Source organism: Vibrio sp. 10N.261.55.C5 (assembly GCF_041470505.1).
GTDB classification, from domain to species: Bacteria; Pseudomonadota; Gammaproteobacteria; order Enterobacterales; family Vibrionaceae; genus Vibrio; species Vibrio crassostreae_C.
In genome coordinates, this window is sequence record NZ_JBFRMS010000004.1 from 61,323 (window position 1) to 81,236 (window position 19,914).

At 44.5% G+C, this 19,914-nt stretch carries 20 protein-coding genes; 11 read left to right on the forward strand and 9 right to left on the reverse strand.

Going from position 1 to position 19,914, the window contains the following annotated elements:
• The first annotated feature begins 79 nt into the window (after nucleotides 1-79).
• A complete protein-coding gene (locus tag AB4263_RS00670) occupies nucleotides 80-1,204 on the forward strand; it encodes a M14-type cytosolic carboxypeptidase (protein ID WP_372097186.1) in 1,125 nt (374 codons plus the stop codon).
• A 155-nt stretch (nucleotides 1,205-1,359) separates the two neighbouring features.
• Here AB4263_RS00670 and AB4263_RS00675 read toward each other — a convergent pair whose 3' ends face one another.
• Entirely contained in the window at nucleotides 1,360-1,716 is a 357-nt protein-coding gene (locus AB4263_RS00675; RefSeq protein WP_017060329.1) for a hypothetical protein, read from the reverse strand.
• A gap of 267 nt (nucleotides 1,717-1,983) precedes the next feature.
• Nucleotides 1,984-2,610, reverse strand: a complete 627-nt coding sequence (locus tag AB4263_RS00680; RefSeq protein WP_372097188.1) for a LysE family translocator — start codon at nucleotides 2,608-2,610, stop codon at nucleotides 1,984-1,986.
• 209 nt (nucleotides 2,611-2,819) lie between these two features.
• Here AB4263_RS00680 and AB4263_RS00685 point away from each other — a divergent pair, with 209 nt between their 5' ends.
• The 3 genes from AB4263_RS00685 (at nucleotide 2,820) to AB4263_RS00695 (ending at nucleotide 4,943) form a co-directional block, all read left to right on the forward strand.
• Complete coding sequence (locus tag AB4263_RS00685) at nucleotides 2,820-4,058, forward strand: DEAD/DEAH box helicase (protein ID WP_371725014.1); 1,239 nt, start codon at nucleotides 2,820-2,822, stop codon at nucleotides 4,056-4,058.
• Nucleotides 4,059-4,291: 233 nt separating this feature from the next.
• A complete protein-coding gene (locus AB4263_RS00690; RefSeq protein ID WP_017057116.1) occupies nucleotides 4,292-4,513 on the forward strand; it encodes a hypothetical protein in 222 nt (73 codons plus the stop codon).
• A 127-nt stretch (nucleotides 4,514-4,640) separates the two neighbouring features.
• Nucleotides 4,641-4,943 (forward strand): thiamine-binding protein, encoded by a 303-nt coding sequence (locus tag AB4263_RS00695; protein WP_017065764.1) that lies wholly within the window; start codon nucleotides 4,641-4,643, stop codon nucleotides 4,941-4,943.
• A 57-nt stretch (nucleotides 4,944-5,000) separates the two neighbouring features.
• Here AB4263_RS00695 and AB4263_RS00700 read toward each other — a convergent pair whose 3' ends face one another.
• Together AB4263_RS00700 and AB4263_RS00705 are read right to left on the reverse strand one after the other, a co-directional pair.
• Nucleotides 5,001-5,168 carry a hypothetical protein gene (locus AB4263_RS00700; RefSeq protein WP_017060325.1) on the reverse strand — a complete coding sequence of 56 codons (168 nt, stop codon included), beginning with the start codon at nucleotides 5,166-5,168 and terminating at the stop codon, nucleotides 5,001-5,003.
• 109 nt (nucleotides 5,169-5,277) lie between these two features.
• On the reverse strand, nucleotides 5,278-5,541 hold the full coding sequence (locus AB4263_RS00705; RefSeq protein WP_017060324.1) for a DUF1289 domain-containing protein: 264 nt from the start codon (nucleotides 5,539-5,541) through the stop codon (nucleotides 5,278-5,280).
• A 187-nt stretch (nucleotides 5,542-5,728) separates the two neighbouring features.
• Between AB4263_RS00705 and AB4263_RS00710 the strand changes: the two genes are divergently transcribed.
• The 5 genes from AB4263_RS00710 to AB4263_RS00730 all read left to right on the forward strand — a co-directional run bounded on the left by AB4263_RS00710 (nucleotide 5,729) and on the right by AB4263_RS00730 (nucleotide 10,699).
• A complete protein-coding gene (locus AB4263_RS00710) occupies nucleotides 5,729-6,175 on the forward strand; it encodes an META domain-containing protein (RefSeq protein ID WP_004734625.1) in 447 nt (148 codons plus the stop codon).
• Nucleotides 6,176-6,603: 428 nt separating this feature from the next.
• Nucleotides 6,604-7,770, forward strand: a complete 1,167-nt coding sequence (locus tag AB4263_RS00715) for an ABC transporter substrate-binding protein (RefSeq protein ID WP_017068055.1) — start codon at nucleotides 6,604-6,606, stop codon at nucleotides 7,768-7,770.
• Nucleotides 7,771-7,775: 5 nt separating this feature from the next.
• Entirely contained in the window at nucleotides 7,776-9,476 is a 1,701-nt protein-coding gene (locus AB4263_RS00720) for an ABC transporter permease (protein ID WP_372097190.1), read from the forward strand.
• Entirely contained in the window at nucleotides 9,442-10,092 is a 651-nt protein-coding gene (locus tag AB4263_RS00725) for an ATP-binding cassette domain-containing protein (protein WP_017068056.1), read from the forward strand. The genes AB4263_RS00720 and AB4263_RS00725 overlap by 35 nt, the downstream gene beginning before the upstream one ends.
• Nucleotides 10,082-10,699 (forward strand): CDP-alcohol phosphatidyltransferase family protein, encoded by a 618-nt coding sequence (locus tag AB4263_RS00730; RefSeq protein ID WP_017060320.1) that lies wholly within the window; start codon nucleotides 10,082-10,084, stop codon nucleotides 10,697-10,699. Before AB4263_RS00725 ends, AB4263_RS00730 begins: the two co-directional genes overlap by 11 nt.
• A 93-nt stretch (nucleotides 10,700-10,792) precedes the next feature.
• Here AB4263_RS00730 and AB4263_RS00735 read toward each other — a convergent pair whose 3' ends face one another.
• From AB4263_RS00735 to AB4263_RS00750, 4 genes are all read right to left on the reverse strand, one after another.
• On the reverse strand, nucleotides 10,793-11,746 hold the full coding sequence (locus AB4263_RS00735; RefSeq protein WP_017068057.1) for a class I SAM-dependent methyltransferase: 954 nt from the start codon (nucleotides 11,744-11,746) through the stop codon (nucleotides 10,793-10,795).
• Between the two features lie 8 nt (nucleotides 11,747-11,754).
• Nucleotides 11,755-12,453, reverse strand: coding sequence for a TIGR01621 family pseudouridine synthase (locus tag AB4263_RS00740; protein WP_017060318.1), 699 nt, complete (start codon nucleotides 12,451-12,453; stop codon nucleotides 11,755-11,757).
• A gap of 177 nt (nucleotides 12,454-12,630) precedes the next feature.
• Complete coding sequence (locus AB4263_RS00745; protein ID WP_372097192.1) at nucleotides 12,631-14,247, reverse strand: methyl-accepting chemotaxis protein; 1,617 nt, start codon at nucleotides 14,245-14,247, stop codon at nucleotides 12,631-12,633.
• Between the two features lie 166 nt (nucleotides 14,248-14,413).
• Nucleotides 14,414-15,847 (reverse strand): sodium-dependent transporter, encoded by a 1,434-nt coding sequence (locus tag AB4263_RS00750; RefSeq protein WP_136979674.1) that lies wholly within the window; start codon nucleotides 15,845-15,847, stop codon nucleotides 14,414-14,416.
• A gap of 366 nt (nucleotides 15,848-16,213) precedes the next feature.
• On the opposite strand from AB4263_RS00750, the gene cls reads away from it, so the two are divergent.
• Both cls and AB4263_RS00760 read left to right on the forward strand, forming a co-directional pair.
• Nucleotides 16,214-17,668, forward strand: coding sequence for a cardiolipin synthase (cls, locus tag AB4263_RS00755; RefSeq protein ID WP_017065339.1), 1,455 nt, complete (start codon nucleotides 16,214-16,216; stop codon nucleotides 17,666-17,668).
• A gap of 182 nt (nucleotides 17,669-17,850) precedes the next feature.
• The gene (locus tag AB4263_RS00760) at nucleotides 17,851-19,035 is read left to right on the forward strand and encodes a cystathionine beta-lyase (protein WP_017065338.1); all 1,185 of its coding nucleotides are present in this window, start codon (nucleotides 17,851-17,853) and stop codon (nucleotides 19,033-19,035) included.
• Between the two features lie 244 nt (nucleotides 19,036-19,279).
• On the opposite strand, the gene AB4263_RS00765 is transcribed toward AB4263_RS00760, so the two are convergent.
• Nucleotides 19,280-19,846, reverse strand: a complete 567-nt coding sequence (locus AB4263_RS00765) for a DNA-3-methyladenine glycosylase I (RefSeq protein WP_372097195.1) — start codon at nucleotides 19,844-19,846, stop codon at nucleotides 19,280-19,282.
• Nucleotides 19,847-19,914 lie beyond the last annotated feature (68 nt).

A 19,914-nucleotide genomic window follows, 5' to 3' on the forward strand; every position in this document is an offset into this window, starting at 1 on the left:
CATTACGATTTAGTTAGTGGTTTGCTCGAAAAAAAGTGTGCTAGTCTTACGGCAACTCAACTACGAGATAAAAACTACAATGAAAATTTTCAGCAATTTCGAAAGCGGCAACATTCACGTCGTTTCTGCAGATTCACCACAAAACATTCAACTGACGATCCCAGCAGACTACCAAACTGAAATCTCTCAGTGGTTTCACTTCCGCTTAGAAAGTGAAGCTCAACAAGCTCACCACTTTGAAATCGGCCAATTGGCAACATCTGCTTACCCTGATGGGTGGAAAGATTATGATGTTGTAGCATCTTATGACCGTGAAGAGTGGTTCCGTATTCCATCTCAGTTCGATGGCGATACATTAAGCTTTGATATCATCCCTGAACACGATTCAATGTACTTCGCCTACTTTGCGCCGTACTCATACGATCGTCACCAAGATCTTCTGCACAGTGCTCAAACGCACCCGGCTTGTAAGCTTGAAACTCTAGGTCACACGCTAGACAACAACGACATCACCTTGCTAACCATTGGTGAGCCAAGTGAAGAGAAGAAAAACATCTGGGTTATTGGTCGCCAACACCCAGGCGAGACTATGGCTGAATGGCTAATCGAAGGTCTGCTGCAACGCCTGCTTGATGAGACAGACACAGTCGGTCGCTCTCTTCTAGACAGCGTTGTGTTCCGCGTTGTACCGAACATGAACCCAGATGGCAGCATCCGTGGTCACCTGCGCACTAATGCGATTGGTGTAAACCTTAACCGCGAATGGCAATCACCTTCTCTAGAACGCAGCCCTGAAGTTTTCCTTGTGCGCGAGCGCATGCTAGAAACTGGCGTTGATCTGTGCCTAGACATTCATGGCGACGAAGCGATTCCATATAACTTTGTTGCAGGTAGCGAAGGCACACCTTCATACAACGAGCGCATTGCAAAATTGGAGAGTCACTTCAAACAAGCGCTTCTGACTATCACGCCAGAATTCCAAGATGAATTTGGTTACGATAAAGACGAACCGGGCAAAGCAAATATGACCGTCGGCACAAACTGGATCGGCGATCAGTTCAAATGTCTGGCTTACACTGTCGAGATGCCGTTTAAAGATCACATCAGCCACGCTGACGAACTTTACGGCTGGTCTCCAGAGCGCAGTGTTGCATTTGGTCACGACATGCTAGCAGCGGTTTGGGCAACAGTAGACGAGCTATAAAACGAACCATAGACAGGCTAAGCGCCTTGGTTTGTCCGTATAGTTAGTTTGCTTACATATATAGCAAAGCCCAGCACTTGTGAAAGTGCTGGGCTTTTTGATATCGGATCTGAATGAGTGACTTGGACTTTAAGGCATCTAACTTTAAAAGCTTTCTATGCCACTCTGAGGCTAGCAAAAAACACTGGGTATCTTTGCCTAATGTGGCGTTGTTCAGACACCATATCTTTGAAGCTCGGACCTTGTGATAACTGAACGATCACTTCGTCACCTTCTTGTCGCAATACAGCACCGCTAATATCGATACTGTTGTTGTCATGCAACCTCAAGGTGCCGGCCATTGAAAAGCCACGATAAACCGGAATGATGTTACGCATCATCAGGCGTACACCCTTTTCAGAAACTTCGCTGACATGAAAAAGCTCATCCTTAATTCGCATCACCGGACGAGCCTTTTGAGGGTACTTTAAGCGGTAATATTTGCGTTTCTGGGTGAATGAATCTTCACGCATTGGTGACTCCCTGTCTCTGTTATTTCGGTCAAGCAATAGGCTGTAGCTTCAATTGGTCTCAAATAAACACATTCACCAAATTGATAGCTAATAATTATATCGACTTCCCGAGCTAATGCTTTAGAGATTTATACAGAGAAACACTGATTGCTTAGCATTCAGTAAAAAATGAGAACTGAATCGGAAATGAAAACTAAGATGGAAACGAGAACTAAGCCGGAAATGAACTGAACCAATAGCTAAAAACCCAATTCTTCGCATCGCACCCTAAAGCTGAAACAATGCCAACTGAATGCTGAAGCCCACGAATAGAATCCCACACACAATGTTCATCATTTGCGAGGTGCGCTTTTGAACTAACAAGCGCTTAAAGGTATCCGCCATTAAGATCACAACTAAGAACCACATCGACACCACTGACGCTTGAATTGCACCAAGTATCAAACTGTCTGTCACAATCGCATCTGTTGAAACAAATTGAGGGAATATAGAAAGATAAAACAGGACAATTTTAGGATTCAGTAGATTAGTGAGAAGCCCTTTGAAAAATTGCTTATAAAGCTTACTTCCCGATGCACTGACCACAGAGAGCACGCCCTCTTGAGCGCGCAGCGCCGCACGAAAATGGTTATACCCAAGCCAGCCAAGATACAAAACCCCAGCCCACTTTAGCCCTTCAAAGGCCATGGGAGTGTTCGACAGTAATAAGCTTATGCCGTTAGCCGAGATAAAGGCATGAAAAAAGAAACCACATGACACGCCCAACACGTTCACAAATGCGAACAGCTTCCTTTGAGTTAAGGCTGTGCTTAATACCAACAGCGCATTTGGGCCCGGGATAATGGCAATAAAAAACACGATAACGATAAACAGCCAGATACTGTCCCAACTCATTTCGATCTCATTTCATGAACATTTTTAGGGCGGACATTGTACGTCCATTCAGTGCCATTACAATATGATAAACGCTTAATTATCGCGTATAGCTAACAGACATAATTCGCGCGTATAATGAATGTGTTTATCGTCTAACATACAAAACTGATTCTCTAACATTTGTAGCCCTGTTAGACTCCACCTCCCTTTTGATACTTGGTTCATTTATGTCATTTGCTAGCCTAACCCTTAACGCAAAAACCGTCTCCGCGCTCCCATCTCAATTCAATAAGCCAACAGAGATACAGCAAGCGGTAATTCCTACCATTATTGCGGGGAAAGACGTACTTGCATTGGCTCAAACGGGCAGCGGTAAAACATTGGCGTTTGGCTTACCGTTACTGAATAACATCAACCAAGATGTGAATGAACTTCAAGCACTGATCATTGTTCCAACCCGTGAACTTGCATCTCAAGTGACCAAATCTTTAGAGCCGATCGCAACAGCGCTTGATATCAAATTGGTAACGCTAACGGGCGGCGTAAATACTGATGATCAACAGCAACAATTATCGACTAAACCACAATTAGCCATCGCCACACCGGGCCGCTTACTTGCTTTAATCAAAAGTGATGAACTGGATGTCGCTCAGTGTTCATCATTGGTTCTTGATGAAGCCGACCGCCTGATCGACATGGGCTTTTGGCCAGATGTTCAAGCGATTACTTCAGCACTACCGAGCAAACGTCAGTCACTGTTGTTCTCTGCGACACTTCCGCCCGAATTAGTAGGGCAAGCTGAAGAGCTTCTTTTAAATCCAGTTAAAGTCACGACACATCAAGAAAACAGCGTGGTCGCGACTATTGAAGAAACCCTGTATTTAGTGAACAAAGGCAGTAAAGCTCAAGCGCTCATCGCACTACTCAATCAACACACATGGCCGCAAGTATTGGTATTTATTGGCGCAAAAGACAATGCCGATGCATTAACCAAACGATTGAATAAAGCCAAAATCAGTGTGAGTGCGTTACATGGAAATAAGAGCCAAGAAGAACGAGAGCAAGCATTAGAAAGTTTCAAAAATGGCGAGACTCGTGTGCTTATCGCGACAGACGTGATGGCTAGAGGCATTCATATTGATCAGTTACCTGTCGTAATTAACTTCGAATTACCTTCTCACTCAGCAACTTACGTACACCGCGTTGGTCGTACAGCAAGAGCAGGAAGTACTGGCTGCGCGGTCTCTCTGGTTAGCCACAGCGAAACTGACTACCTCAATGCGATTCGCACCTTGACCAATAAGCCGTTAGTGCTGCAACCATTAGAGGGTTTCCCGGTTACCGACAAACCTGCATCTGAAACGACCGCTCGCAAGCGTCCACCTAAAGATAAAATGGCCAATCGAAGAACAGCTAAAAAGAAAAGCATTAAGCAATTTAAAAGCAAACCAAATAGCTCTAAGTAACCAGAAATAGAATGGTCAGCTCAGTTTGTACTGGGCTTTTTTATATGCAACAAAATACAAATTCACACCCAAAAACTTCCCTAAAGTTGCCAACTTAAATGACACTTTTGTGAATTATGATGCCAACGTATTGATTCTTGGTTGCTCAAAAAAAATACTCTTAAATCACGTTGACGCCCCTATATCTAGCAACTAGATTTTTCTATTAGTGTCTACAACAGGAGGTCATTGAAATGAAACGTGCTAGCTCTACATATCGATTACAACTGATTAAGGAAGTGGCAACTCGCCGAGATCGTCAACGTTCCAATGACCCGATGGCAAACTACATACAAACCCTAATAGATAATAAAGATGATTGTGATACTTCGGTTGAACGCAACCAGAGGTTCAGTGGCAGTCATTTTGATGAGCACATAGGTGGTTGGGTAAGTGACCACTGGGGTAACAAGTAGGACAAAGAGAGTAATCCAACCAGCATAATCGCTGTAGAATTCGTCTCCGCATTAACCTATAATCTGCAACAATTCCCTACCCTAGAGTAAGCAGAAAGTGTCTGAGTTAAAAAGAGAAAAAGAAGTGATGGTTGCCTTCCAAGTGATACCTCGCGTTAAAGAAGGCAACAACTTCGAAGTGGTTGATAAAGCCATTGAAGTTGTGAAAGCTGCCGATGTGCCTTTCCAAGTCGGTGCGATGGAAACTACGATGAAAGGTGAACTCAACCAATTACTCGATATCGTTAAAAAAGCAGAACAAGCTTGCTACGATGCAGGGGCGGTAGAAGTGATCACAAACATTAAGATTCACAGTAAAACCACCGAGGCCGATGATACATTTTGCACGTACCATCGTGGTGTAACGAAAGCGAATCACATGTTTGTTTAATCACATTTTTGTTTCTGAAAACTGAGCTTTAAGAAAGGCTCTGAAGAACCAGTGGTGTTATTGGAAAGGCATGTCTGAGAGGTGAGAAAGGATTTCCATTCGTTCTTCTTCTGACATCGAATGCCAATCACGCGGAGTCTCTTCAGGGTCATCTTTTGCCCCGATCGGTTTTCGGTCAAGTGCTTTGACTGGCTCTTTTTTGATTTTTACGTTCTTTTTATTCATACCGACACCACTCCTTCAGGTACAAAGGTACCTACTTTAATATTACACCCCAACCATTATGTAAAGTAATAGTTACTTCGGAGTTAAATAAAATCTAAATACTTCCTCTTTAGCCAAAAAGATCTCTTTGGGGACTGGTATTTCCCTCTTCATCGACCTGCTTACCAATCAAGTTTTTTTGATTCATTATTTTTCTTCTATAGCGCTGACGACACAGCTTTATCACGTGCAATTGTTCTGACGGTGTCATCGACATCCAATTAAAGCGCTCTTCTCTCTTGCGCATACAACCGTTGCAATAGCCTTTGTCATCGCTTGAACAAACCCCAACGCAAGGGCTTGGAACTTGGAAAAACTCTAACTGCTCCACCATGCCTCCTTACACATTCAAAATTACGCTTACTCTCTCAAAAATAAGCGATTAATTTGTCGCCTGGCTCGTGAAATCCATACTAACTATGACCTTATACTGACACATATAGTGTTTTGTAAACTATACTTTGAACCCATCAAGTTACACTTATCCGGTAACTTCGTTCTTTCCTTTGGAGCCTTATAATATGAAGTTTAGTTCAAAAAAATTACTAGCAGTAGCCGCTTTACCTATGATGCTAGCAGCATGCACAACAACAGGTGACAACGCGATGCAAGTAACACCAACCGATCTACAGCACCATAATTGGGAACTTGCGCAAATTGATGGCAAGGACATTGTGAAAAGCGAAGACCAAGCAGCTCCTCGTCTAGAGATCGGCGAAAAGATGACTGCAAACGGCATGGCTGGTTGTAACAACTTCTTCGGTCAAGGCGAGCTGAAAGACGGTCAATTCCGTATCAAGCAAATGGGCATGACAATGAAAATGTGTCACGGCTCTGCGATGGAAATCGAACAATCGGTTTCTGCTACTCTAAGCGAGTGGAGCGACGTAACGCTAACAAACGATACGCTAGTACTGAAAAACGATGTACACACGCTAACGTACACAATTCGTGACTGGGTAAACTAATCCGTCATCGAAACCAAATACTGATTAAAGGAGCCTGATGGCTCCTTTTTTATTGTCAGCTTGCCCTCACTACTTCTTCAAAATTGACACTCATCGCCGACTTTTCGTACCAGCCTCCAATAAACCTCAAAAATCTCTCATTTAGATGCAATAAATTCAACGGTTCAGCGGTCTGTTGCTAGGATGGCAAAAGCCTAGAGTCTGTCGAGTTTTCGAGGTGATTACAGATCGAACAAAACTCAACCGAGAACTCCCTGCTTGTTCTCAAGTAATTGATTGAATTTACTGTTGAATTAGAATTTATTTCAGAAACAGATAGAATAACTATTAGGGCATGTTGATCTTTCGTTAACCACGAAGGATCAACACGCCCTAGGGAGTTTGAAAATACAATGCTCTTGCCCGTTCACTACCAAATGGAAAAGTTTATGAACAATATAGTAAGTACGTTAGGAATCATGGCAACCGTTGCATACAGCGCAACCATTTATGCTGATGAAGCAACATCCATCGACAGCTGGAACCAAATAGAACAGCAGGCAGAGGGAGAAACTGTCTACTTTCACGCTTGGGGCGGAAGCCAAGAGATCAATCGTTACCTACAGTGGGCAGGCAAGAAATTACAAAGTGACTACGGTGTCACGTTAAAGCATGTGAAAGTGACCGATATTGCGGAAACCACCACTCGACTGCTTGCTGAAAAAGCGGCAGGAAAGAACAGTGAAGGCAGCGTCGATATCGTCTGGATTAATGGCGAGAACTTCCGTTCGATGAAAGACAACGCGCTATTGTTTGGGCCATTTACGGAATCACTTCCAAATTGGCAGTATGTCGATAAGTCTCTGCCGATTGATGTTGATTTCTCAGAGCCGACAGAAGGCTTAGAAGCACCGTGGGGCGTGGGACAACTGGTGTTCATTCATGACCAAGAAACACTTCACAACCCGCCACAATCATTCTCTGAGATGTTAAGCTACGCTCAGGCTTTCCCGAACCGCTTAAGCTACCCTCGCCCACCAGAGTTTCATGGCACGAGCTTCATTAAGTCACTACTGATTGAACTAACAAACAATAACCCTGCGCTGGCTCAGCCGGTTTCAGAAGACAACTTCCAAGAAGTAACGGCACCACTGTGGGCTTACTTAGATAAATTCCATAAAGTGGCGTGGCGCGGTGGAAAGCAGTTCCCAGCAGGCACATCGGAAAGCATCCAACTTCTGGATGACGGACAGATCGATCTCGCGATTACGTTTAATCCAAACTCTGTTTATTCAGCACAAGCCAGTGGTCGCTTAGCCGAAACCACTAAGGCTTATGCTCTAGAAAGCGGCGCTCTATCTAACATTCACTTCCTTGCGATTCCTTGGAACGCCAATGCAACCGCGGGTGCTCAAGTGACCATTAACTTCTTACTGAGCCCTGAAGCACAGTCTCGCAAGGGGGATCTCAATGTTTGGGGCGATCCTTCGGTTCTGAGCAGCAAGTACCTCACTGGCAGCGCTAAAAACACCCAGCAATTTAAATCGGTTGATGAACCACACCCTAGCTGGCAAAACGCGCTCGAGAAAGAGTGGCTTAAGCGATACGGTAACTAGTCTTCATGCTACGCGCTCTATATTTTGTTGTTATAGCTGTATGCATTATCCCGACCATTCCTGGGGTAGCGGGAGTCGTGGCTTCGTCACTGAGTTTCATCCCGCCCCTTGGTTTAGAGGAGCCGACACTCAACGGTTTTAGCCAAGTCTTTCAATGGGAAGGGGCTTGGCACTCTATTGGCTTAAGCCTAGGTTCAGCAATTGCAAGCAGCTATATAGCCTGCTTCCTGACCTTTTGTATTCTTCAAGCCTCTTGGGGAAACAAGTTTTGGAGAAAGATTGAGTTTACGCTATCGCCAATGCTTGCCATTCCACATGTAGCTTTCGCTATCGGCTTTGCTTTTCTGTTTAGTCCAACGGGGCTTGGCGCAAGAGCGGTACATCACTTGCTCGGCGAATCGGCTACCAGCTCTGAATTGGCGTTATTGGTGAAAGACCCATACGCGTTCGGCTTAATTATTATGCTCGCACTCAAAGAAGTCCCCTTCTTATTGCTGATGAGCATTTCGATACTTCAGCAAATTGATGTAGAGCGTATCACCAAGGTCAGTGCATCGCTCGGTTACAGCCGCGCTCAGATCTGGTGGAAATGTATTTTCCCACAATGGTTTACTAAGCTTCGTTTCCCAATGCTGGCGGTACTCGCTTACAGTGTCTCGGTTGTCGATATTGCTTTGATCATAGGCCCAACCAACCCGCCGACCTTTGCCGTTTTGGTATGGCAATGGTTCAACGATCCGGATCTTAACCTACTTCCGCGAGCTGCTGCTGGTGCCATCGTTTTGTTTGGTTTAGCTTCGTTGATCATCGCCTTGGCGCGTTTAGTTGAATGGGCGGTTCTTAAGTACTTTCGAACTTGGCAGTATTCCGGAAGAACAGGGGCAAACCTTCCGGGGAAAACGGTATTCACTGTCCTTGCTAGCCTTTCACTGCTGATCATTCCTTTAATGGTAATTTGGAGCGTTGCTCAGCGTTGGCGCTTCCCTGATTTCCTGCCGAGCCGCTACAGCACGCGCTTCTGGGAGTTCGAGTGGGAAGGCATCATGAGCACCGTTGGTCAAAGCTTATGGATTGGTCTGATTGCTGCTTCAATCGCTTTGTTGCTTGCGCTGGTTGCTCACGAATACAGAATCAAATACAAGTGGCAAGTTCCGGGCTTCATTATCGCTATTCCAATGCTAATACCACAGCTTTCAGTGTTGTTTGGTATGCAAGTCACGACCCTCTACATCGGCAGTAGTGCCTATGAGTTCTGGGTGATTTGGGCGCATGTTTTCTTTGCTTTCCCGTTTGTGTACCTGTCTTTGGATGGCCCGTGGAAAAGCTTCAATGATGGGTTGATTAAAGCCTCGCTGAGCCTAGGTAAATCGCCATTTCAGAGTTGGTATTCGATCAAACTACCAATCTTGCTTCCAGCAATTGCCTTTGCTTGGGCGGTCGGGATCAGCGTGAGTTTGGCCCAATACCTTCCAACATTAATGCTCGGCGCGGGCCGTATTAGCACGATCACCACAGAAGCCGTTGCACTTACCAGTGGTTTCGACCGCAGGGTGACAGCAATCTATGCCATTTGGCAGGCCCTATTGCCTCTGTTCTTTTTCTCTTTAGCGATATTAGTCAGCCGACTTCAACTGAGATATCGCCGTCTTACTTTTAAAGGTTTCCTAAGTAATGAGTCTGTACCTCAACGACCTCGCCATCCGTAAAACCGATGGAGATTCGCTGTTCTCAGCGCTAAACGTCACATTAGAATCTGGCCAAATACTGGCTTTGATGGGGCCGAGTGGCTGCGGAAAGTCGACCTTACTGGATGCGATTGCTGGTCACTTAAGTGAAGATTTTTCGTACTCTGGCACCGTTGTGTTGAACAATATTCAGCTCGACGAGCTTCCATCACATCAGCGTGAAGTCGGTATTTTGTTTCAAGATGACTTGTTGTTTCCGCACCTCAAAGTATGGGAAAACTTGGCCTTTTCGTTACCGAACTCTGTTAAAGGTTCCGCTCGCCAAAAACAAGCAATGGCTGCACTAAAAGACATAGAGCTAACTCACTTAGCTGAATCTTTCCCGGATCAAATATCCGGCGGTCAACGCGCAAGAATAAGCTTGACTCGTATGTTGTTAGCCAAGCCTAAACTCGCCCTGCTTGACGAACCGTTCAGCAAGCTAGACCAAGAGTTAAGAGCACAATTTCGCGATTGGGTCTTCGAACAGCTGACCAAAGCGAATATCCCTACATTAATGGTCACGCACGACGAAGCCGATGTACCTCAAGGGGCAGAAGTACTGTCTTGGCCATGGAGAAGTAACCATGCTGGATAAGTACTCCATTAAGGTCATTAAGTGGCCATTAAATCAGTCTGCTAAGTTACTAAACCAATTGGGTATCACGGCCAATCAAACCACGTTATTCGGATTTCTGATTGGGTGTTTAGCGTTTCCAGCGTTGGCATTTCAACAATATGAGTGGGCGTTAGGCTTCATTGTGTTTAATAGAGTATGTGATGGGCTTGATGGGGCCTTGGCTCGAATCCAAGGCATTAGTGATGCGGGTGGTTTCCTCGACATCAGCCTAGATTTCCTATTCTACTCGTTGATCCCTTTTGGATTTGTCATTGCCAACCCAGAACACAACGCCATTGCCGGTGCATTTTTGATCTTCTCTTTTATCGGCACAGGCAGCAGCTTTTTAGCGTTTGCGGTTATGGCAGGCAAGCGAGGCATTGAAAACCCAGTCTATAAGCATAAGTCTCTGTACTACATGTCAGGGCTAACCGAAGGCACTGAAACCATCGCTTGTTTCATCGCGTTTTGTATTTGGCCTCAACACTTTGCGGTTATCGCTTACACCTTTGGTGCAGCTTGTTGGCTAACCACGTTCATGCGTATTTATTTTGGTTTTCAGACACTAAAAAACCAAGCTAGTTAATAAATGAGTTAGTTTCTTGCACCTATAAAAACGCCGCTCATTGTGAGCGGCGTTTTCTATATTAGTATGGATAATGCCCGCTAAATCATGGCATCAAGCTTCAGCTGAAGCCGTGATTTTAAACCTCAATACCTTTAGGCTTGAATCAAGGTCGACATCGACAAACTCAGGCGGGTTGTCTAGGCGTTCAATAAACTCAACGCTTGGCGCTTCTTCTGCCATCGTCTCAATCAGGAAGTTTGGTGATACTGCTGGTGAGTTCACACACGCAATCACTTCACCGCCTTCAGTTAGAAGTTCAGGCAAACGACGTAAGATTTTTTTGTAATCTTTGGTTAGAGCAAAGCTGCCTTTTTGGAACGAAGGTGGATCGATGATAACGAGCTCGTAAGGACCGCCCTTCTTGATTTTCCCCCACGACTTAAAGATATCGTAGCCAAGGAAGTTAACCGAGCGCATATCGTGTTCATTCAGACGGTGGTTATCGCGACCTTTGTTTAGCGAGCCACGTGACATGTCCACGTTCATGCATTGACGAGCGCCACCAGCGATAGCCGCGACAGAGAAACCACAAGTGTATGCAAACAGGTTAAGAACGTTCTTATCCTTGGCATTATCTTGTACCCACTGACGACCATTACGCATGTCTAGGAACAAACCGAAGTTCTGATTACGGCCAATGTCTAATTGGTACTTAAGGCCATGCTCAACCACAACCGGAGAGTCATTCAACTCACCCCATAGAACCTCTGAAGGCGCACCATCGGCATAACGGTGTTGCAGAACAATGCTTGTGCCCTGCTTTGATTGCCAGATATCTTTGTTGGTGAGTTCAACCAATCCAGCTTTAAGAGATGACAAGAATTCATCGTCGACTTCTTTAAACACGTTAACCAGTAGCTGTCCATCAACCCAGTCACATGTCAGTTGCTCTAGACCAGGCCAAAACTTACCGCGCCCGTGGAAAATACGGCGTAGTTCGTTTGGTACTTCATTAAGTTGCTGTTCAATATGACTAAAAAACAGAGGTAAAGCTGATGCTTCCATTATTTCACTCACTTAGTGTTTAGCTTTGGCCAAGTTAATGACCAAGGTTCAAGCCAACTGTCCAAACCGTTCGACACGGTTTCCTGATGCCACTTCTCACCCAAAGAGTTTAAGCTCCTTGGGTCGCAGACATATTCGTAGGCTTGTGATTGATAGGCAAATCGAATCGCGAAGGCATGTAGATAACCTCTGTCAGCCTCACTCGATGGATTATAAATAGGGTCACCAACAATGGCTGAGCCGATCGACTTCATCGCGACACGGATCTGGTGAGTTCGCCCTGTATAGGGTTTGCATAACAGCAGACGCTCACCGGGTTCAGCCGTTGCTGATAAAAACTGAGTAATCGCAGGGTTCTCTTTGGATGTCAGAAGTTTCCAACTTGAGCGTCGTGAACGCTCCATGTCTCCTGAGATCAAACCTTGCTTTTTCTTTGGCTTCTTAGAACCGATCGCAAGGTAGTATTTCTCTACTTCACGCTTTGCAAATAGCTGTGAAAGCTCGCTCGCCGCCGACGCATTTTTTGCCAGCAGCAGAATGCCCGAAGTCATTTTATCTAGTCGATGAACGAGATACAGCTTAGGCTCATTAATTGCCTTAGCAACTTCTTGAAGCAACATGGTATCGCCATCGTCTTTGTGGACGCTGACTCCAGGGTGCTTATTGATAAGTAAAAAATCAGAGTGGTTCAGAAGAATATCGAACATTAAAGGCTAGCTCCATTGTAGAACGTGGAGTATACCTCGTCTGAACCCAGATTCCAGCTACGAAAAAGCCCAACTCACTCAATAAATATTGAATCGTTGGGCTTCTTTTCAGCAACTAGCGATCAGTGCGTGGTCTTTACTCGATTACCAATAGGTAAATAGAACCAAGCTACCGCTTTACGCCAGTTTAAACTTACCAACTAATGCTTCTAGCTCAGCAACCTTAGCGTTCAAGCCTGATGTGTTTTCAGAGCTTCGAGTCGCCAGTTGCAAAGATTGCTCAGAGATATCACTGATTGCCGTAATGTCCGCTGCAATTTCTTTGGTTACAGCTGTCTGCTCTTCTGCTGCAGTCGCAATAGAGTTAACCATGCTTTGTACATTGCCCGCTCCGCTAACAATCGCTTCCAATGCTGAAACCGCACCTGAACTTTTCTCTACGCCAATCTCAACTAACCGACAGTTATCCTGCGTGTAAGTAACGGCTTCTTGCGTACCAGATTGAATTGATTGAATAATGCCCGATACTTCTTGTGTCGCTTTGGTTGTTCTCTCAGCCAACGCTCTCACTTCATCAGCAACTACAGCAAACCCACGCCCAAACTCGCCAGCACGCGCAGCCTCAATCGCAGCGTTAAGAGCTAACAGGTTAGTTTGCTCAGCAATGTCTTCGATTACCTTGATAACGCTACCAATCTGCTCACCGTGAGAACCTAGAGTATTCATTTGCAACGACATATAGCTCATTTGAGTCGACACTTGTTGAATACTCGCCACCATCTCAACAATCACGTTGCGGCCATCTTCTGCAGAGGTTTCTGAGCGACGTGCTTCTTCATAAGTTGAAGTACCTTGCTGCGCCACTTCAGAAATGGTCAAGCTTAGCTCTTCAGCAGCCGTTGCAATCAAGTTAGCTTTGTCTGCTTGAGCTGATGCACCAATAACGATGTCTTGGCTAATAGAAGAGAGCTCCCCTGTCACCGATTGGACTTGGTGAGTCACAGACGAGATTGAACCTAATAGGTCTACTAGTGATTTCTGCATCTGGTTAATCGACTTAGCCAGTTCAGCCAATTCATCACCAGAATCATCAATAATGTCGCCTGCCGTTAGGTCACCATTTGCTACACGTCGTGCTACTTGTTCTACACGAGTAAGACGATTGGTAATAGAGCTAGACAATAGATACGCAATCACACAACCAAAGACAATCGCAATAGCAGACAACACCATGATGGTGCGCTCGATGGTAGTAAACGTGTCGGTTAGTGTCAGTAGTGACTGTTCTGTATCTGCGCGCTCACTTGCTGACGCTTGATCCAGTAAGTTCTCAATAGGGATAAGATTGCTCTCATACAAAGATCGTAGCTGTTGAATATTGGCTAGTAGCGCAGCTTCATCATTGATCTTCGGCACAAGCTTTGATTCAAACTCTTGAGTGAAACGCCCCATCAGGTCTTCAATTCGCTGAATACGGCGGTGGTCTTCCGAACCTCTACTCTCCAAACGCTTAGCCTGCTCGATAGCTTGAGCAAATTCGTTCTTGTTGGTTCGATAATCATTGAGTGCATTATCGACCAGAGTGATTGCACCCAGAGCATCTCGATAGACATCTCCAGCTTCATCGATCAAAACAAGGTAGGTAACGGTACCCGGTACATCATCTAATCTAATCTCATCGGCGCTCTTATGAGCGCCAATAACTTCCATCCATACAATACCGACTAACGTGACAAGCACCGCCAATATAGAGCCAAAACCGGCATACAGTTTCTTTCTCACTGACAATTTCAAACAACACCTACCTAAATCAAAATATAGCTCTAACAGCTATTCGTTCCATTTATATCGGCTATCAGACGGATACCTTTAATGGTTATTTTTCTTGGATAATTAAGTTCCAGACATAAAAAAACGGGAGCTAATGAGCTCCCGTTTATCAAATTACTTTATCTTGCGATTAGAACTTCTTAGAAATCAGCGCAAAACCAGCAATGATACCAATACCTAGTAGCATGATTGCACCTTTACCGCTATCGAAGCCAGAAGAGATACCCATGAACGCAACGATTGCGATAGCTACAGGGATGATGTACTTAACTAGTGTGTACCATAGACCAAATAGTGGGAAAGAGACTTCACCGTCGTTAGTGATTTCTTTCTCTAGGTCTGCACGGTTTAGTCTCCAACCAGCGAAGATACATACCAACATACCGCCAACCGCTAGGAAAATCTTATCCGTTAGTAGGTCGAAAATGTCAAACGCGCCAGTATCAAACAGTGTTGGACCGAAGCCGCCAAGTGATAGAGAAGCGAAGATACATAGAATCGCCATTACAACACTTGCAGACAGTACCGCTGTTACACGCTTCATGCCTTTCTCATCGATTAGGTAAGAAACCACAACTTCAAGTAGAGATACTGAAGATGTTAGTGCCGCAACACTCAAACCAACGAAGAACATAAGAGCAAATAGAAGACCAACTACGCCGCCCATTTCAGCGAATAGCTGAGGAACAACAACGAATACTAAACCAGGGCCCGCTGCAGGTTCCATACCGAACGCGAACATTGCAGGGAACATTGCAACACCAGCTAGAATAGCAACACCAGTATCCATTGCGGTTACCATTGCTGTTGTCTGAACTAGGTTCTCTTTCTTCTTAAGGTAAGAGCCGTATGTCATCATACAACCCATACCAAGACTTAGAGAGAAGAATGCTTGACCTAGAGCGGCTAGGATTACATTGCTGTCTACTTTAGAGAAGTCAGGGCTGAATAGGAATTCTAGACCAGCCATCGCGCCCGGAAGCATGATGCCTTTGATAGATACCACGATAAGGATGATGAAAAGAAGTGGCATCAAAATCTTACCCGCTTTCTCAATACCACCAGAAATACCCTTCATAACGATAACAACGTTAAGTAGTAGGTATAAGCCCATCCACATTAGTGGTTGAACTGGGTTTGAGATAAAGCCACCAAAGCTATCACCAATTGCTTCTGGTGCGTCTAGAAGACCACCTGCAATTTTACCGATGTATGCGATTGACCAACCGCCTACTACTGGGTAGAAACCCATGATAAGTAGACCACTGAATACGCCGATAACGCCAGCGAACGTCCAACGACGGTCAGTTGTTTTAAATGCACCTACTGCTGATTTTTGCGTATGACGGCCAATCGCAAATTCAGTCAGCATGACACTGAAACCAATAAAAATTACAAAAAACAGGTAAATGGCAACGAATGCACCACCGCCACTTTCGCCTGCTGTGTATGGGAATTTCCAAATGTTACCTAAGCCAACAGCAGAACCTGCTGCAGCCATTACGAATCCTAACTTCGAACCCCAGGTATCGCGGGGTGTTGTGGTTGTATTACTAGTAGCCACGTGTACTCCAAACTTTTGTGTTATGTGATGTTGTGTTTTGCTTTGGGTGGCGTCTTTAAAAGGAAAGTGTATAAATAAATTTACACACCTAAAAGATTTGATTGACGCTCGTTGTCTAGCAAGTAAACCAGTTTAAGAATAAAATTGGAAGAGCATACCGTACAAATTTCGTTAAAGATGTAAATTTTTATGGTTAAATGCCGACTTTTCATACAAAACAATCGTTTTCTTCTTAAGTTGACCAAAACTTAACAACTTTAACCTATTTACATCTTTTGCTCTATTTTGTAAATAGTTGAATCCTTAAATTCCCATATCCGTTAAATAGCATTACTATCTAAGTGTCTCTTTTTTCGAGTATTCAATGTGGATAAGCTTTATCATTTTTTAACTTTGGCCTCTGTTGTTTTGTACTGGGTTCTCGTAGCCGGTGTGACGTTTCGTGTTGTACTAAAACGACGCTCTGTCAGCGTTTCTCTTGCTTGGCTAATGGTTATCTACATTATCCCGATTGTTGGTGTAGCTTGTTACTTCCTTTTTGGTGAGCTAAACCTAGGCAGAAAAAGGGCTGAACGCGCTCATCGTATGTTTACCCCTTTCGGCGACTGGTTCCGTCAATTGAATGATTGCCAACTTCACCAACCAGGGAAAGTCGGCTCCCCTATCCATAAGATTGACGAGCTTTGTAACAATCGAATGGGCATCCCTGCACTCAGTGGAAACACTCTATCGCTGCAATCTTCACCAAACGAGATCCTACACGCAATTATCGAAGATATAGAAAATGCACAAACCAGTATCAAGATGGTTTTCTATATTTGGCATCCAGGTGGCCTGACCGATTCGGTTGCCTCTGCGCTGATTCGCGCTGCAAAACGTGGCGTAGATGTTAAAGTTTTGCTCGATTCAGCCGGTAGCCCTCGCTTTTTCAAAAGCCACTGGCAGTCAATGATGAAGGACGCAGGCGTTCAAGTCGTACAAGCACTAGAAGTGAGCCCATGGCGTATTTTTTTACGTCGCCTAGATTTAAGACAACACCGCAAAATCATTGTGATTGACGAGACTATCGCCTATACGGGTTCAATGAACATGGTCGATCCTGCTCACTTCAAACAAAGTTCCGGCGTTGGTCAGTGGATTGATGTAATGGTCAGAGTGACTGGGCCAACCGTTAATGTGTTATCCGCTATTCATGGCTGGGATTGGGAAGTTGAGACTGGTGAACGCATTCTCCCTGATATACCTGAATGCCCAGTTGAAGAAATCATGACACATCATCCGGTTCAAGTAGTGCCGTCTGGCCCTGGCATGCCGGAATATTTGATCTTACAAGTACTGACCATCGCCATCAATCAAGCGAATCATTCTGTACGTATTACTACACCTTATTTTGTGCCAAGTGCTGACTTACTCGAAACACTTAAGATGACAGCTCAACGCGGCGTAACTGTAGAACTGATCATTCCACACAATAACGATTCACTAATGGTTAAATGGGCTTCTCGTGCGTTTTATACCGAGTTGCTTGAAGCTGGCGTGAAGATCTATGAATTTTACGGTGGCCTTCTTCATACCAAATCGGTAGTGATCGATGAAGAGTTTTGCTTGATCGGAACCGTCAATATCGACATGCGCAGTTTGTGGCTCAACTTTGAAGTGACTCTGGCTGTGGATGATGTGCATTTCACGCAAAAACTGTCTGAGCTGCAGAAATCTTATATCGCTTCATCCCACTCTGTAGAGTTAGAACAGTGGGAGCAAAGAAACCTTAGTAATCGCTTCTTTGAGAGGCTGTTCTACTTGTTCAACCCACTCCTATAATTCCAGCAATGAGTCGATTATGGCTCGTTGTTTCCCCATCGATCATTTTTAACCTTTCACTGTTAACTGAGTGAAAGGTTAAAAATCGTAAGAAAAGCGCAAAAATCCCCGCTCCGCTCTTGCTTTGAACACTCTTGGCATGTTTTAAATAGGACATAACCGATTGATAAGGAATTCACAGCATGTCCGAGAACAAAACCACTAAACTTATCACTGCCGGTCGTGATAAGAAGTGGACCAATGGTGTTGTTAACCCACCAGTACAACGCGCTTCAACTGTCGTATTTAACTCAGTAGAAGAGAAGCGTAAAGCTACGATTAACCGCGCTAACAAGACCCTTTTTTACGGACGTCGTGGAACCAACACTCATTTTGCCTTCCAAGATGCGATGGTTGAAGTAGAAGGCGGCGCGGGTTGTGCACTGTACCCGTGTGGTACAGCAGCAATTTCGAATGCCATTCTCTCTTTTGTAGAAACAGGTGATCATATTTTAATGGTTGACACCTGCTACGAACCTACTCGTGATTTCTGTGACACCATCATGAAAAAGATGGGGGTAGAGACAACTTACTACGAGCCAACGATTGGTGAAGGTATCCAAGACCTTATCAAGCCAAACACTAAGGTGCTGTTTACTGAGTCTCCAGGCTCTGTCACCATGGAAGTGCAGGATATTCCAACACTAGCGCGTATCGCTCATGAACATGACATCATCGTTATGCTAGACAATACTTGGGCGGCTGGCGTGAACTTCTCACCGTTTGATTTTGGTGTTGATATCTCGATTCAAGCAGCGACCAAATACATCGTGGGTCACTCTGATGTGATGCTAGGTACGGCAGTCGCCAATGAGAAATGCTGGGATCAACTAAGAGAGCAAAGTTACTTGATGGGGCAATGTGTCTCACCTGATGATGCTTATTTAGGGCTTCGCGGCATTCGTACTCTTGATGTGCGTCTACGCCAACACGCAGAAAGCAGCTTGAAGGTCGCAAAATGGTTAGAGACTCGTCCTGAAGTTAACCACGTTCGTCACCCTGCTCTTGAGTCTTGCCCAGGCCATGAATTCTTCAAACGAGATTTTACTGGCGGTAATGGCTTGTTCTCTTTTGTACTAAACAACTCTAATATCAAAGCGACGACAGCGTTACTTGATGGAATGACACATTTTAGTATGGGTTACTCTTGGGGTGGATTTGAAAGTTTGATTCTAGCTAACGAACCAAGCAGTTTTGACAGCTTGAGAACTGTTGCCAATCCTAATTTCGAAGGTACCTTGATACGTGTTCATATTGGGTTAGAAGATGTTGATGACCTGATTGCTGATCTAGAGGCGGGATTAGAACGTTATAGCGCTCTGATTTAATCTGAGACGATAGGTCTAATATGCAAAAAAGGCAGGATATTCCTGCCTTTTTCTGTTTAAAGCATAACTCAAAATACTCATATTCAGATACTTCAGCTCATAATACAAACCGCTCATAGTCCAGAAGCTTTCAAAGCCAATATTGAACCTTAAAGCACATCCACTTAAAGATCTCAGAGCGATGAAAAAATGGCTATGAATTTTTCAATTTCTAAGTGATTGTTCCGCTGAAATAAATAACACTTTATTTGTGTGGGCAACCGACTAAATGATCATTGACCATACCTGTTGCTTGCATAAATGCGTAACAGATTGTTTCTCCTACAAACTTAAAGCCTCTCTTCTTCAAAAACTTACTCATCGCTTTAGATTGCTCGGTAGAAGCGGGAACTTGAGACATCTCAGTCCATTGATTCACGATCACTTCATTATCAACAAATTGCCATAAGGCATTAGAAAGAGAGCCGAACTCTTTCTGTAATTCAAGGGTTGCTCGTGCATTGTTGTATACCGAAGCAATCTTGCCCTTATGCTTAACCACATCGAAGTGTTCGATAATATTCGCCACGTTGTCTTCATTCAGCTCAGCTAGCTTGTTTAGATCGTAATTATCGAACGCGGCACGATAGCCTTCACGCTTTTTAAGGATCGTAATCCAACTCAGACCTGCTTGAGCACCTTCTAAAGTAATGAACTCAAACAGAACTTGGTCATCATAAACAGGCACGCCCCACTCTGCATCGTGGTACTCCCTTTCAAGCTCATGTTTAAGCGCCCATGCACACGTTCTATCCACTGTATTAGCTTCCATTTCGATGGTCTCTTTTAGTAATCGTACATAAAAATAATGCCCCAATTAGGGGCATTATTTCAAAGGTC

Coding starts and splice junctions, on each gene's coding strand:
- AB4263_RS00765 (WP_372097195.1), bottom strand. CDS start 19,846: ATGGAAGCTAATACAGTGGATAGAACGTGTGCATGGGCGCTTAAACAT.
- AB4263_RS00680 (WP_372097188.1), bottom strand. CDS start 2,610: ATGAGTTGGGACAGTATCTGGCTGTTTATCGTTATCGTGTTTTTTATT.
- AB4263_RS00695 (WP_017065764.1), top strand. CDS start 4,641: ATGGTTGCCTTCCAAGTGATACCTCGCGTTAAAGAAGGCAACAACTTC.
- AB4263_RS00685 (WP_371725014.1), top strand. CDS start 2,820: ATGTCATTTGCTAGCCTAACCCTTAACGCAAAAACCGTCTCCGCGCTC.
- AB4263_RS00705 (WP_017060324.1), bottom strand. CDS start 5,541: ATGGTGGAGCAGTTAGAGTTTTTCCAAGTTCCAAGCCCTTGCGTTGGG.
- AB4263_RS00740 (WP_017060318.1), bottom strand. CDS start 12,453: ATGTTCGATATTCTTCTGAACCACTCTGATTTTTTACTTATCAATAAG.
- AB4263_RS00720 (WP_372097190.1), top strand. CDS start 7,776: ATGCTACGCGCTCTATATTTTGTTGTTATAGCTGTATGCATTATCCCG.
- AB4263_RS00735 (WP_017068057.1), bottom strand. CDS start 11,746: ATGGAAGCATCAGCTTTACCTCTGTTTTTTAGTCATATTGAACAGCAA.
- AB4263_RS00715 (WP_017068055.1), top strand. CDS start 6,604: ATGAACAATATAGTAAGTACGTTAGGAATCATGGCAACCGTTGCATAC.
- AB4263_RS00760 (WP_017065338.1), top strand. CDS start 17,851: ATGTCCGAGAACAAAACCACTAAACTTATCACTGCCGGTCGTGATAAG.
- AB4263_RS00730 (WP_017060320.1), top strand. CDS start 10,082: ATGCTGGATAAGTACTCCATTAAGGTCATTAAGTGGCCATTAAATCAG.
- AB4263_RS00670 (WP_372097186.1), top strand. CDS start 80: ATGAAAATTTTCAGCAATTTCGAAAGCGGCAACATTCACGTCGTTTCT.
- AB4263_RS00675 (WP_017060329.1), bottom strand. CDS start 1,716: ATGCGTGAAGATTCATTCACCCAGAAACGCAAATATTACCGCTTAAAG.
- AB4263_RS00700 (WP_017060325.1), bottom strand. CDS start 5,168: ATGAATAAAAAGAACGTAAAAATCAAAAAAGAGCCAGTCAAAGCACTT.
- AB4263_RS00690 (WP_017057116.1), top strand. CDS start 4,292: ATGAAACGTGCTAGCTCTACATATCGATTACAACTGATTAAGGAAGTG.
- AB4263_RS00710 (WP_004734625.1), top strand. CDS start 5,729: ATGAAGTTTAGTTCAAAAAAATTACTAGCAGTAGCCGCTTTACCTATG.
- AB4263_RS00725 (WP_017068056.1), top strand. CDS start 9,442: ATGAGTCTGTACCTCAACGACCTCGCCATCCGTAAAACCGATGGAGAT.